The organism is Edaphobacter sp. HDX4 (assembly GCF_036877565.1).
Lineage (GTDB): Bacteria > Acidobacteriota > Terriglobia > Terriglobales > Acidobacteriaceae > Edaphobacter.
Genome location: NZ_JAEDXW010000002.1, coordinates 269,962 through 283,998, shown reverse-complemented (window position 1 = coordinate 283,998; position 14,037 = coordinate 269,962). Strand labels below are relative to the sequence as shown.

General features: G+C 55.8%; 11 protein-coding genes. 6 read left to right on the top strand and 5 right to left on the bottom strand.

Translation table 11 applies throughout. The features are described 5' to 3' along the window. Positions 1-21: 21 nt before the first annotated feature. Both JAO29_RS03600 and hrpB read right to left on the bottom strand, forming a co-directional pair. Positions 22-666, bottom strand: a complete 645-nt coding sequence (locus JAO29_RS03600) for a UdgX family uracil-DNA binding protein (RefSeq protein ID WP_334266808.1) — start codon at positions 664-666, stop codon at positions 22-24. Between the two features lie 153 nt (positions 667-819). Further along, entirely contained in the window at positions 820-3,123 is a 2,304-nt protein-coding gene (hrpB, locus tag JAO29_RS03595) for an ATP-dependent helicase HrpB (protein WP_334266940.1), read from the bottom strand. A gap of 153 nt (positions 3,124-3,276) precedes the next feature. Here hrpB and JAO29_RS03590 point away from each other — a divergent pair, with 153 nt between their 5' ends. The 6 genes from JAO29_RS03590 (at position 3,277) to JAO29_RS03565 (ending at position 10,020) form a co-directional block, all read left to right on the top strand. Then, positions 3,277-3,792: a chemotaxis protein CheX gene (locus tag JAO29_RS03590; RefSeq protein ID WP_334266807.1), complete on the top strand. Its 516-nt coding sequence runs from the start codon at positions 3,277-3,279 to the stop codon at positions 3,790-3,792. Positions 3,793-3,863: 71 nt separating this feature from the next. Then, a complete protein-coding gene (gene gltX / locus JAO29_RS03585) occupies positions 3,864-5,354 on the top strand; it encodes a glutamate--tRNA ligase (RefSeq protein ID WP_334266806.1) in 1,491 nt (496 codons plus the stop codon). Positions 5,355-5,553: 199 nt separating this feature from the next. Next, positions 5,554-5,850, top strand: a complete 297-nt coding sequence (locus JAO29_RS23390; RefSeq protein ID WP_442886300.1) for a SelT/SelW/SelH family protein — start codon at positions 5,554-5,556, stop codon at positions 5,848-5,850. 216 nt (positions 5,851-6,066) lie between these two features. Then, positions 6,067-8,205, top strand: a complete 2,139-nt coding sequence (locus JAO29_RS03575) for a trehalose-6-phosphate synthase (RefSeq protein ID WP_334266804.1) — start codon at positions 6,067-6,069, stop codon at positions 8,203-8,205. Positions 8,206-8,228: 23 nt separating this feature from the next. Further along, positions 8,229-9,020: a trehalose-phosphatase gene (gene otsB, locus JAO29_RS03570; RefSeq protein ID WP_334266803.1), complete on the top strand. Its 792-nt coding sequence runs from the start codon at positions 8,229-8,231 to the stop codon at positions 9,018-9,020. A gap of 7 nt (positions 9,021-9,027) precedes the next feature. Beyond that, entirely contained in the window at positions 9,028-10,020 is a 993-nt protein-coding gene (locus JAO29_RS03565; protein WP_334266802.1) for a M23 family metallopeptidase, read from the top strand. Positions 10,021-10,025: 5 nt separating this feature from the next. Here JAO29_RS03565 and JAO29_RS03560 read toward each other — a convergent pair whose 3' ends face one another. The 3 genes from JAO29_RS03560 to JAO29_RS03550 form a co-directional block, all read right to left on the bottom strand. After that, on the bottom strand, positions 10,026-10,658 hold the full coding sequence (locus JAO29_RS03560; RefSeq protein ID WP_334266801.1) for a DUF4126 domain-containing protein: 633 nt from the start codon (positions 10,656-10,658) through the stop codon (positions 10,026-10,028). A gap of 48 nt (positions 10,659-10,706) precedes the next feature. Further along, positions 10,707-11,849: a dGTP triphosphohydrolase gene (dgt, locus tag JAO29_RS03555; protein WP_334266800.1), complete on the bottom strand. Its 1,143-nt coding sequence runs from the start codon at positions 11,847-11,849 to the stop codon at positions 10,707-10,709. 102 nt (positions 11,850-11,951) lie between these two features. Beyond that, positions 11,952-14,024: a tetratricopeptide repeat protein gene (locus tag JAO29_RS03550; RefSeq protein ID WP_334266799.1), complete on the bottom strand. Its 2,073-nt coding sequence runs from the start codon at positions 14,022-14,024 to the stop codon at positions 11,952-11,954. Positions 14,025-14,037: the final 13 nt, after the last annotated feature.

Genomic DNA, 14,037 nt, shown 5'->3' with positions numbered 1-14,037 from the left:
GCATGTTTATGGCTTATTGCCTTAAACTATTTTGCTGATTTTCTTTAGATCAGCGATAAAGGCTGCCTTCTCCCGTTGCCGATCTTCATCAGTGCGTGCTCTGAGAATCGCAGAAGGGTGAACCGTTGCCATGACCGGGGGCAATCCTTCTCTGGTGATCAACGTTCCTCTTTGTTGCGTCACCTTGAAGCTCGGGCCAAGTAGAGATTGAGCAGCCGTCGCACCTAAGCAGACAATCAGGCTCGGTCGAACTGCATCCATTTCTGCATCCAGCCACGGACGGCATGCCTTAATCTCCCTCATGGTGGGCTTTTTGTGGATGCGTCGTTTTCCTCGCGGCTCCCACTTGAAATGTTTGACGGTGTTGGTCACATAAACCTGGCTACGGTCGATTGCAGCTTGCTCCAGACATTCATCCAGCAGTCTGCCTGCAGGACCAACAAACGGATGCCCTTCCAGGTCCTCACGATCGCCAGGTTGCTCCCCAATCATCATGAGTGCAACCTGATGATCACCGCTTTTGGATTCAAGCTGGATCTCGCCAAAGACGGCATGCGTTGCGTGCCGGTACAAATCACATCCCTGACACTGTTGCACCGCTTTACGCAAGACTGGGAGCGTCCGTTTTGGGGGGAGATAGGGCTCGGCATTTGGCAGCGTAGGCATATGCCTTTAGATGCGGAATTATGCGGTCGAAGCGGCAATCGGGTCCCCGAGCTTTTACTAAGGCTGGGAGCCTAATCACTGCATTCTTGTCCCAGTTCGTAAGCCGTAAAATCTCGAACCCAAATTCGCTCCGAGTTCAGGTCAAAATTTCTCTTAAGGGCGTTCAGGCCACGAGTGTTTTGGGTAACGTCGCATGAGCGTGCGCCGAACTTCAGGGTAAAGTCTTTGCCAGAATCCTGAAAGGTCGGTCGTAGTTTGCACCGCTCGATGATTGGGAGCTAGCAGGTGCATAACAATGGGCGTTCGATTCACACCAATTCGTGGTGTCTCTCGCATTCCGAAAAAATCCTGGAGTCGCGATGCAACCCACGGATCTTTACCATTCTCATAGTGAACCTTGCTCTGGCGGCCACTTGCCAGGCGAATACTTTCGGGTGCTCGCTCTCTAAGAATGCGCTGATCTGCGCTCTGCTCCAGCTGAGAGAGGAAGCCTTGGCCAGCCTTTTCCAATTCGGCAAAACTGCTCAGCCCTGTACACAGCTGGCGAAAAGCTTCAGAGACATCTGGCTGTGCCAAGGCTGCAAAATTAATTCTAGCCAGCAAGCGCTCAACGGACTTGCGATCGACGAACCGATCAAGTCCCGACTCCATCGCTTTTCTGTGAAGTAATTCGGTCGCACTCGCACCTGAAGCTACACCACGGGTCTCCTGGAGAACTAGCTCGTCGTATACGAACGCACTCACCAACTCGACCCGTTCGGAGATGCGATTCCATTCAAGGTTTTCTCTCTCTCGTACATCCTCCGGGAACAGATCGATCAACCATTCTGGCTCGATTCGCGCCATCATTCGCGCAATGGGAACCGATTTGTCCTTCCGATCCTCTACATCCAGCACGACCATGAATTCATATGCAGGGACTGAGCCATGAATCTCTGCAGTCGTGCCGTTTGATAGTTGAAGCTGCTTTCCTGCTCTTCGCCTCGCAACCCGATCCGGAAAGCCGCTGAGAATCGATATCAGCACAGATTCGTCATCAACATCATGTCTCTGGACTGACCGTCGAGCAATTCTTCGAAGCTGCTGCAAGTGGCGACGAAATTGAAAATCATGCGGTACAGCATCCATCGCTTCCAGAACGTCGTTCGTCTCCGCCCGGAGTCCGACCTCCAGAAGCGCCGCTATCTTACAGCCTTCTTCCGATGCCCCACGGATGGAAGCTTCTTCCAGGATGCGCGCGAGTCGCGGGTGCAAAGGATATCTCTCAAGCCGCGAGGCCATTGTGCCTTTCGCTCCCAGCCGGTCCAGCAACATCTGGGCACCTTCGACTGCAGACTTCGGAGGCGCGTCGATCCACTCGAATGCATCTGGTCCAGCCTCTCCCATCGCTCGCAAAGATAGGCAGAGCTTAGACAAATCGGCATTCAGGATTTCAGGCACATCCTGCTCCGGGCGTAAGGCATAGTCCTCTTCAGGGTAAAGACGTATCACCCTGCCAGGCCCTGTGCGCCCCGCCCGCCCCGCCCTCTGCTTCGCCGATGCCTTGCTGATCCTTTGAACGCGCAGCGTTGGCAACCCCGTCCAGGGTGAATAACTTGAAACTCGCGCCAACCCACTATCTATGACAGCAGTTACACCTTCCACGGTTACGGATGTCTCTGCAATATTCGTGCAGAAGATAAGTTTCGGTTGGTTGGCCGGCATCAACGCACGATCCTGCTCTTCTGTTGATAACGACCCGTGCAGCGGGAGCATCAAAATTCCATTCTGCGAGGCGAGGCTGTCGCACTCTCGCATCGCCTGTCGTATCTCAGCTGTTCCCGGCAGAAAGATCAGTGTGTGTCCCTTGTTTCCCGTACTCAGCAGTAGAGCCACCGCGTTTCGAATCTGGGCAGCAAGAGATTCGGAAGAGTAAGGAAGATGTCGGATCGAAACTTCGAATAACCTTCCCTCAGAACGAATCACCGGGCAGTCGCCGAGGTAAAGGGCTACAGGAGCAGCATCCAGGGTCGCCGACATAACCACAATCTTTAACTCAGGACGTTGTCTTTGCAGGCGTTTCAGCAGACTCAAGGCAAAGTCGCCGTCCAGATGCCGCTCGTGAAATTCGTCCAGGATAACCGCGTCCACACCGACCAGATCGGATTCTGAAACGAGGCGCCGGGTGAGGATTCCTTCTGTCACATATCGCAGCCGTGTCTTCCGTCCTCCGACCTCTTCAAAGCGAACCTGGTACCCCACCGTATCGCCGATGCCTTCACCTAGCTCTGCGGCAACTCGCAAGGCTGCCATTCGTGCCGCAATTCTGCGCGGCTCCAGAACGATGATCTCTCCCTTAACAATCTCAAGAAGCGCGGGTGGAACCCGGCTCGTCTTTCCTGCGCCCGGCGGAGCCTCTAGAACGAGGTTGGGATTTCGATGAAGTGATTTTAGGATCTCCGGCAAAAGCGCATCCACCGGAAGAGTCAATCTGGAGTTCACTGTCCTATCGCACCATAGCAGTACACCTCCGTCAAATACGGATCCGATAAGTCTGCGCACAACCTTTTCATCTTTCTCCGAGGCCCGCCGATAGAGAGTTCATACCTTTGAAGGAGGGCTTAGAATTCCATGGCCCAATTCACCAGCCCGACCATTGAGGCCCCAGCCTCCAGCAATCTTTTCGCCAGCATTACAGACGCGTCCGTGCTCGATCAGACTGTGGAAGAGGTGCTTGGCCTCATGTTGGAGGTACCGGTCCAGGTCTGTGAGACGGCCGTTTCTCCAACCAACATCCCAGTCACTCTTACCGCAGTAATTGGATTGGCCGGGGCGCTCAGCGGCGCCTTTACGGTAGTGGTCAACGAACCTGGCGCGAAGCAGATCACCGCATGCATGATGGGCATCGAAGTTTCGGCCGTGGACGATACCGTGCTGGATGGGCTGGGGGAGATCGCGAACATTCTGGCGGGAGCCTGGAAATCTAAAATCCCCACTCTCTCTGCGGCCTGCCTGCTCTCCGTTCCCACTGTCGTTACGGGGACTCACTATGACATCCACAAGAAGATGTCGACCTTCAAGCTTGCACGCTCGTATCGGTTTCAGGACTCTACACTGAGCATTACGCTCTATGGGGAACAGCCCTGATAGTCGAGGCGTGGACCTGATCATGTACGCGGCGCCTCTGCCCTCTGCTAGCATTAAGGCCTGACCACACCATGACCAGCGCTAGCACAGAAGCTCCCATTCGCGTCCGTATTGCACCTTCTCCCACAGGAGACCCCCACGTAGGCACCGCTTACATTGGTCTCCTTAACTACATCTACGCCCGTCAGCGTGCCGGGAAATTTGTGCTCCGTATCGAAGACACAGATCGTGCACGCTTCGTCGCGACCTCCGAAGAGATGATCTTCGATTCGCTTCGATGGCTGGGACTCAACTGGGACGAGGGCCCGGATGTTGGAGGTCCCTTTGGGCCTTATCGCCAGTCCGAGCGTACAGAAATCTATCGCGAACATGCGGACATTCTGCTTCAGACCGGGAAGGCGTACCGGTGCTTCTGCACCCCCGAAGAGCTGGAGGTCGTAAGGAAGCAGCAGATGGCATCGAAGCTGCCCCCGCGTTATCCAGGTACCTGCCGTCGGCTCTCGTCCGAGCAGATAGAGCAGAATCTGGCTACCGGGAAAGTGCATACTATTCGCCTTGCTGTTCCTCCGCATGGAGCCGATCTTAGTTCCGCAACCACTTTCCGGGATGAGCTTCGCGGAGCCATTACCTTTGAACACAATAACGTCGACGATCAGGTTCTCCTGAAATCAGACGGCTATCCGACTTATCATCTCGCCAATGTGGTCGATGATCACCTCATGGAGATCACCGACGTGATCCGCGCTGAGGAATGGATCTCTTCCACGCCGAAGCACGTCCTTCTGTATAAAGCCTTCGGCTGGCAGATACCTCGCTTCTGGCACATGCCATTGCTGCGGAATCTCGACAAATCCAAAATCTCCAAGCGCAAAAATCCGGTCTCGCTCATCTATTACCGCGACAGCGGCTACCTTCCTGAAGCCATCATCAACTTCCTCGGCCTGCTGGGCGGCGGAATGCCGGCTGACATCAACAATGGGACCGAGCAGTTCACGCTTAGCGAAATAATTCAGCACTTTGTGTTCACCGATATTCGTGTTGGCGGACCCGTCTTCGATCTCACAAAGCTGAAGTGGCTCAATGGCGAGTACCTTCGAAAGCTGTCGCCGGAACAGTTTTTCCTTGCCGTCCGCAATCGCGTGTTCAGCGACGATTACCTCCGGCAGATCTCCTCACTCATGCAGACTCGAATCGAGATACTCTCTCAGTTTGGTGATCTGACCAGCTTCTTCTTCTCCGATAATGTCATCCCCGCGCCGGATGTCTTTCTGCCTAAGAAGAGGTCTCTAGATGAGACGCTCGCCTTCGCGCAGGATCAACTCGTTGCGCTGGAAGCCTCAGAGTGGACGCACGATGCACTCGAATCCGGACTAAAAAAGCTTGGCGAAGAGAAGTCGTGGTCGGTAAAAGAAAATTTCATGCTTCTTCGTGCCATCGTCACCGGCAGCACCACGTCGCCGCCGCTCTTGGAGAGCATGATCGTATTTGGCAAGGCACGCACGCTCGACCGCGTTCGCCGCTTCCTCGAAGCTCAAAAGAAGCTCACAACTCAAAAGAAGTAACTGTTCAGGATGTTTTTAGCCCCTGCGGTGCAGACAACCGTGTCGCAGGGCATGATTTCTATAGCGGAAACGGGCTAAGACCCTGCAATCCTCCTCTGCAGATCCGGCAAGACAATTCCAGTACTGGGATCATCAGATCCACAGTCATGCAAGCCATCCCCCACTCCTCCAGCAGACGTTCCATATAGACTTGAAGGAGATGAGCCAGAGTCTGCCAAGGATAGAGATCGAGTATTGCACTCAATGCCGGTGGCTTCTGCGCGCTGCATGGACGGCCCAGGAACTACTGACTACGTTTCAGGATGAAGTGGGAGAGGTAGCGCTTCAGCCCGGCACGGGAGGTATCTTCGAGGTTCGAATTGGCGACGATATCGTCTGGTCCCGCGCTGCCCAGCAACGATTTCCCGAGATGAAAGAGCTCAAGCAACTCGTTCGCGATCGTATCTCGCCCGGGCGCGATCTCGGTCATTCCGACCGCTCTTCAGCCCAACCGTAAGTCTCGCCCGGAAGGCGATCCTCTTATTCGTGTCCTCAGAATGGGAGACATCACGGCCTTCAGCATTTAAACTAGTCTCTTGCGGCGCTTTCACACGTTTGCACCTATAAGCCTATGCGTATTTTGAGTTTACGTCTGATAATCGCGTTGATCCTCGGGGTCACCCTTGTGTCTCTTGCTTCGTCGTGGTCTGACGTTCAGGAGGAGAAGGAAGCCTTGCGACGCGACCTCCAGTACAAGGCAGAGGCCTTTGGAGAAAGCCTTGCTAGCAACGCTGAGCTTTATCTTTCAAACGGCGACAACGTCCGGCTGGAACAGCTCGTTCGACGGTTCAGCAATCGTGATCATCTTCTAGGCATTGGGATCTACGACACGACTGGCTCCTCTCTGGTCATGACACGTGAGCTCGGCCCTCTGGTAGGCGGGACGCCACCGGCGCTCTCCACGGCCCTCGCGAAAGATCGTCCGGAGACACGCTGGACTCGGCTGCACTTTCACCGGGTCTATCTGCTTGCCGCTCCTTTGCACTCTGCCGACAGAAATGTCATTGGCGGAATTGTCCTTGTCTACGAGACCAGCTATATCCGCTCTCAGATCTTCGGCGTCTGGGGTCGCGTCTTCGTTCGCATTGCCGGTCAGGTACTCGTCATCGTCTTCATTACACTGCTTATCCTGCGATGGACTCTCGTTGGTCCCATTGCTCGCGCTGCGCAGTGGATGAAGACGTTGCGGACAGGCAAGCAGATGCCTCCATCCGCGGATCTCGATTTCTTGCTTCCTTTGACGCGGGAGATTGCACCTCTGGCAGAAGGGATGCAGCGTGCTCGTGAGGCAGCCGAAAAGGAAGCTCGCCTTCGCAATACCAACGAATCAATCTGGACCTCCCAGCGCCTCGCCGAGCATGTCCGCAATAAGCTGGATGGCAGCAGCCTCTTCGTCGTCTCCAATCGCGAGCCCTACATCCACAACTGGCAGGGAAACTCGATAACGGTGACCGTTCCCGCAAGCGGGCTGGTTACTGCCATTGAGCCCATTCTTTGTGCCTGCAATGGAACCTGGGTCGCCCAGGGTAGCGGAAGTGCGGATGCGGAGACTGTCGACAGCAACGACCGCCTGCAGGTTCCACCCGACGATCCAAAATATACGCTTCGGCGTGTCTGGCTCAGCGCCGCCGAAGAGGAAGGCTACTACTACGGGTTTGCCAATGAGGGTCTATGGCCCCTCTGCCACATGGCACACACCCGGCCGACCTTCCGCGCCTCTGACTGGGATTTCTATAACAAGGTCAATGAGCGCTTCGCCGATGCGTTGGTAGAAGAGATGGCTGGCGAGAAAAATCCCGTCGTTCTCATTCAGGACTACCACTTCGCGCTCCTCCCAAGACTTATCAAGGACAGGGTGCCCAGCGCCAGAGTCGCCATCTTCTGGCATATCCCGTGGCCCAACCCTGAATCCTTCAGCATCTGCCCCTGGCAGCGCGAGATCCTGGACGGCCTGCTCGGCGCTGACCTGATCGGTTTCCACGTACAGGCCCACTGCAATAACTTCCTCAGCACCGTGGACCGGGTTCTCGAAGCCCGGGTCGACTGGGAACACTTCTCCGTCAAGCGCAACGATCACTTGTCGTCGGTACTTCCCTTCCCCATCAGTGTTGATTTGACCGAAGACGCATCGGATACGACGGCAGTCCACAGCGCCGAAGAGGAACGTAGCGCGATCATCTCGGAGCTTGGAATCGAAGCTACTTTCCTCGGTGTGGGAGTCGACCGCGTCGATTACACAAAAGGGATCGTAGAGCGCTTTCAGGCTGTTGAATCCTTTCTGGAGCGGCATCCACGTTATCAGGGAAAGTTTACGTTCATTCAGATTGGGGCTCCAACCCGCAGTAATATCCCGCGATACGCTGAATTTCAACGTGAAGTAGAGTTCGAAGCGAACCGTATCAATGATCGCTTCAAGCGGGGGAAATGGCGGCCCATCGTCTTCCTTAATCGGCAGCACTCCCACCAGGAAGTGCGGCGCTACTATCGCGCAGCTCACGTCTGTCTCGTAACGTCCCTGCATGATGGCATGAATCTCGTCGCAAAAGAGTACGTGGCATCGCGAACCGATGAGCGTGGAGCTCTCATCCTGAGCCGCTTCACAGGAGCCGCACGTGAGCTCCATGACGCAATCATCGTCAATCCCTACGACATCCAAGCAACGGGAGAAGCCATCGCCCGCGTCCTCGAGATGGATGTCAGCGAAATCATCGATCGAATGCGCAGAATGCGTCGCACCGTCAAGGAACACAACATCTACTGGTGGGCAGGCTCTCTCATCGGTGAGCTCTGTGAGCTTCGCCTCAAACGGTAGCGCCGCCTCATAGGAGTTCGCAAATGCAACAAGGTGAAGCTACGGAGATCATCTCCGCCTTCCTGGGAAAAGTAGCAGCCGCGCCTTCATCTGTCCTGCTCCTGGACTACGATGGGACTCTCGCTCCATTTCAGATCGAGCGCGATCAGGCATATCCTTACCCGGGCATACTTCCGCTCCTGCAGGCGATCCAAAGCAATGGGAGGACCAGCCTGATTGTCATCACTGGCCGTCCTATTCACGAAGTTCAGAATCTTCTCAGCCCCCTCACAGGCATTGAGATCTGGGGAGCACATGGTCTTGATCATCTGCTCGCAGACGGCACACGCCAGAAGGTAGATATCGCTCCCCAACTCTCAGCCGCCCTCACTCAAGCGGAACAGTTCCTGCATTCACATGGCATGCACTCGATGACTGAGGTCAAGCCGGGAGGAGTCGCCGTTCATTGGCGCGGTCTGCCTGACCACCAGATCGAATCCATTCGCTCACAGACCCTTGAAGGATGGTCTTCGCTGTTACAGCAGGAAGGATTGAAGCTGCTTCAGTTTGAAGGTGGCCTGGAGCTGCGCGTCACGCGACCTGACAAGGGCGACGCCATCGCAACCATCCTCGAAGGCCTGCAGTCGGATACTCCCGTGGCCTTTCTGGGCGACGACCTTACTGACGAAGATGGTTTCCGGCGCCTTGCACATCGAGGCTTATCCGTGCTCGTCCGGAATGAATACAGAGAAACCGCGGCTCAGGCGTGGATCCGTCCTCCACTGGAGCTCATCGCGTTCCTCGAGCGCTGGCTTCAACAAATCAACGGGGCCTGATAAGAATATGTGCAGGCATCCTCTCAAGGCCCGCTTACCGTTGATAGCGCCGCAATGGAAAAAAATCCATGGCTCACACGCGCGCACCCACTGGATCGGAGCAGCCTCACTCCATATCCCGAGATATCTCTTCGGCATCCTCCTCCTGGTTCTCCTGCTTACTCCGGTCTGGGCACAGCAGACAGCTTCGGTGTCGTGGGATCCACAGACGCTCGAGAGTGGTTCTCCTTGCATGTTCACCGTCAGATCACCTGGCTCCACAGCTGTCACCGGCACCTGGCAGGGCCACCCGCTGGAGTTCTTCCGCGCAGCGCACGATCCCGAGACATGGTACGCCATAGGTGGAGTCGATGTTGCTGCCAAACCCGGAGCTTATCCTCTTGAGATCGCTGTAGCCAACGCGACTCAGACGCAGTCTCTGCATCGGATCGTCGAGATCTCACCTGCGTCCTACAAGGAGATTCCTCTCTCCGTACCCCAGAAATTCGTAGAGCCCGACGCCGCATCTCAGAAGATCATTGCAGCGGACCAGGAACTCAAACGTAAAGTCTTCGCCGATTCCTCTTCCGTTCCGCTCTTCAGTGGAAGGTTTTTATCTCCGCTGAAAAGCGCTCCCAGCACCGATTCCTTCGGCACCCGCAGAGTCTTCAATGGCACCCTCGCGAGCGTTCATAGAGGACTCGACTATCGGGCCAAAATGAGAACTCCCGTTCGGTCGACCAACTCTGGTCGCGTAGTCCTCGCCCGGCCCCTCTACTTCGAAGGCAATTGCATCGTCATCGACCACGGTCTTGGCTTGACGACTATTTACATGCATCTGTCGAAGTTCGAAGTTAAAGAAGGTGAGAGAGTCACTCGTGGCCAGCTCATTGCTCTCAGCGGAAAAACCGGACGTGCAAACGGCCCTCATTTGCATCTCAGCGTGCGCTGGCAGGGTGAGTATCTCGATCCGGCCAAGCTGTTTCTCCTCAAGCTACCCGCCCCCGCGCGCCGCCGCTAGAGGATTTATATTTCCCGTCCTCGCTCCGCCTCAATCATGGCTCTGTCACTGCCAGGAAACATCTTTTTCAGTGGCCTTCGTATGAGTCTGATCAAGGCCCGTGCGGCAAGAGCCGCCGCAATCAACAGACATACCGCCATAGATGCTGCGATCATCGGATGATGAGTGGCAAACCAGGTGATTCCTACCGCCAGCACATCTTCTGTGGAGCTCAACGCAATGTTCGATATAGGCTCCGGACTCGGCGTGACCGCCGTTCGCACCAGCGTCTTTGAGCTATGTGCCGCCAACGCAATTCCAGCTCCAATGGCGGTCGCCAGCAGCTGCATCTGCGGCGGCAACTGAGAACTGGCGTGATACGCAACCAGCCCGGCTACAGGAACCCTGACAAGGGTCTGCACGCCGTTCCAAACTAAATCGAAGCCTGGAATTTTATCGGCAAAGACTTCGACAGCGAACAGAATGGCACACGCAACGATCACCCAGGTCTCGCCCAAGCCATGCAGGCCCGGTGGAAGCGCGACCCAGTGAGTTCGTGCAAGCACCCCCAGCGTCAAAACCGTCGCATAGATATTCAAGCCGCCAGCGAAGCTCGCTGCGATGATCAGCGCTGTTATGTTTGCCGCCGAAAAGTGCATGGTGCACGAATTCTACTCTGGCCCACGCAATCACGCCGACTCAAACGCTCAGCGACGAACGGTACGCTTCACCTGTGCATACTGCTCCAGGATGAAGCTGTCAGTCATTCCTGCGATGTAGTCGGCAACTACACGCGCCAGCCCCTCTGCCTCGATGTCCTGGAAGTGTCCCGGCGGCAGCTCCTCCGGATAGGCGATCCAGAAGTCGAACAGCGCCGTAACCACCTCTTCTGCTTTGTCGTGTTCACGCTCCAGCGACTGACACGTATAGAGCGTGTCGTAAAGGTAGCGCTTCTCCTCCAGCCGCTGCGACTCAATCTCTGCAGAGAATAATGCCAGCCGTCGTGGATGCAACCGAATATCCCTCAGCGACTTCGCTTCGATTGCATGCACGTTCTTCAAGGTATTGGCGATCAGATCGTCCGTCAGGATGTTCTGCATCAGCTGCAACGCTTCATGAAAGAGATACTTCTCCTCCACGACCGGATGACGCTCCGCGATCGAGCGGTAGCAGCGTCCAACGATCGTCACGTTGTCGCAGATATGACCTATCTCCAGCAGACCCGACTCCACACCGTCATCCAGGTCCGCCGTCAGATAGGCAATCTCATCTGCAAGATCAATCAACTGCGCTTCAAGAGGCGGCCGTAGATCCAGGAAATAGTCCGCCAGTTCAATGTGCTCTTTGGGATCATAATCGCGCGAATGTTTGATGATGCCCTCGCGCGCGCCAAGGGTCAGGTTCAGCCCCCGGTGAGCGGCATAGCGTTGCTCGAAGTGCTCCACGATGCGCAGTGCATGCAGGTTATGATCGAAGCTTCTCCCATGCCGTTTGAGGCATCGATCCAGTGCGCGCTCGCCCGCATGTCCGAACGGCGGATGTCCAATGTCATGGACAAGCGCCAGGGTCTCAGTGAGATTCTCATTCAGACCCAACTCCGAGGCAGCGGCGCGGGCGATCTCGGCAACCTCGATCGTATGTGTCAATCTGCTGCGGAAGTGATCAGAAGCCCTGCTTGTGAAGACCTGGGTCTTTCCCGCCAGCCGCCGAAATGCACGAGACTGTACAACGCGCTCGCGATCCCGCTGAAAGGCCGTTCTGCCTGATCTTACGGGAGCAGGATAAACACGCTGCAGCAGGGGATCGGCTTCATCTCCCTGCACCGCGCAGTACTCTAGATCCTTCGCCATATCCAGTATGAGTGTACCGGAATGCCGCGAATCTCCTCTGCATGCACTGAGGGCTCATCCCCCGGATGAGCCCTCGTACTTCCACATTTGTTCTGTGCCGCTTTACGGATGTGTATTCAGCTTCGACAGCTTGACCCTTGCGTTATCCAGCTTATGCTGTACCTTCGCTACATCCTCAGGATCGGCGTCCGCCGGCAGCGAGCGGCCATACTCATTCAGCGATCGCTCCCATTGTTCGACCGCAAGCTTTAGCTTGCCCGTCTTTTCGTAGATCTCCGCAAGATGATCGTGAATGGTGGGGTCACCACTGTTACGCTCATTGGCCTTACGGATATTCTCTTCCGCGAGAGCATATTGACCGGTCTTGTAGTACGCCCAACCCAATGAGTCGAGATACGCGTAATTCTGCGGATCCAGTTCGACTGCTTTACGAATCATCGTCAGTGCTTCGCTCAGCCGTACGCCACGGTCAGCAAGCATGTAGCCCAGATAATTCAGGATGGTCGCATTCTGCGAGTCGATGGCCAGCGCCTTGCGGAATTGAGCCTCTGCAGCGTCATACTGCTTTTGCCGGTCTGCCATAATTCCGCGCAGAAAGTAAACGTACAGCTTTTCTGCAGGTGTGTTCGATACCGCTTCGCCCGCAGCCAGTTCCTTGTTCGCATCGGGCCACCGCTTAAGCCGGATGTACATATTGGCTAATGCGAGATGTGCCTCCCGGTCATCCTTATGATCACCCGCCGCTGAGGTCAGAGACTTCGCAAGAGCGATGCCCTCCTCGGCCTTGCCTGTGTCTGCCAGTTGACCGGCATACATCAACTGGACCGATTGATCCTTTGGTAGTGCCTTCGCCGCCTCCGCAGCGCTCGCAGTGGCTTCCTTCCATTGGTGTGCGTCGCGATAGGCATCTACTTCTCCCTGATACCCGTTCTTCGCAATGTCTCCGCCCAGCGCCACCATCTGCTTGTACACCGCGACTGCTTCAGCAGTCTTATTCTGTTCCCGGTAGATGATTCCCAACCGGTCCAGGAAGATGGCTCGGTTCTGTTTCTCCTGGTCGGTATAAACGCCGTCCGTATGGGAGGTCGAATCCACCAGTGCCTTCAAGGTGCGGATCGCGTCGTCGTATCTGCCAAGCGTGTCGTAGACCAGGGCTTCGTTGTAGTTAAGTTCCAGATTGTCCTGCGCCAGAGGCTTCGCCTTCTCCAGCGTCGCAAGCGCGTCATCATAATGACCCTGCTGCCGCTGAATGTCAGCGATCTTGATCATTGATTGCGCGTCCTGCGGTTCTGAGGTCACAACGCTGTTCAGAATCTTCAACGCCTCGTCCAACTGCCCGTCACGAAGCAGCGCTGTTGCCAGCCCACGCTCGGTATCAACATTATCGGGATCGTCATCGAGCGCCTTGCGGTACGCGGCTATGGCCTCTTTTGGCTTCTTGAGCTGATCGTAGGTTGCACCCAGTGCAAAGTCGATTCTCGCGGTCCGATCGTCCTGCGGGATGGACTTCAACACATCGACGGCGCGTGAGTAATCACCCTGCTCCGTGTAGAGCCTGTAAAGATTCAGAACCACTTCCTCTGAATCCGAATCGATCGCCTGCGCCGCCTTGAACTCCGCCTCTGCCTTCGCCGAATCGTGGTTCAGGCCATATAGCTGTCCCAGCAGCAGCTTGGTCTCTACTTCCTTCGGCTTCAGTACTGCGAGCTTCTCGTACTCGTCAATCGCCAGCTTAAGCATCTGGCCTGACTGCTGACTCTGCATATCCCCCAAGGAACGCAGGTAGATCTTCCCAAGTAGCTCATGGGCCGCCACGTCCTGCGGGTCCTTCTTGACCTGCGCCTGTGCAGAGGTCACTGCCTCGCGAATCCGGCCCAGCTTGAAGTACAGTTCTGCCAGCCCGTCCTGCAGCGTAGACGATTCCGGATCCGCATCCATCGCCAGCTTGTACTCTTCCACCGCCTGCGTGGCATAGTCCGGTCGACCTGCGCTCACCGCCATGTCCTCGTACATATGGGCAAGGCCATAGTGGTAGTACGCCGAGGCCCGGTCGGGCTTCTGGGCCGGAGCTGCTTGCGAAGCTGCCGACTGTGCAGAGGCAAACGGGACGATGGAAAAAATAGCTGCCGCAGCCAGAAATCTGGCGGTGGAGGCACGTGAAAATGGCTTTGTCATCAATAAATTCCTG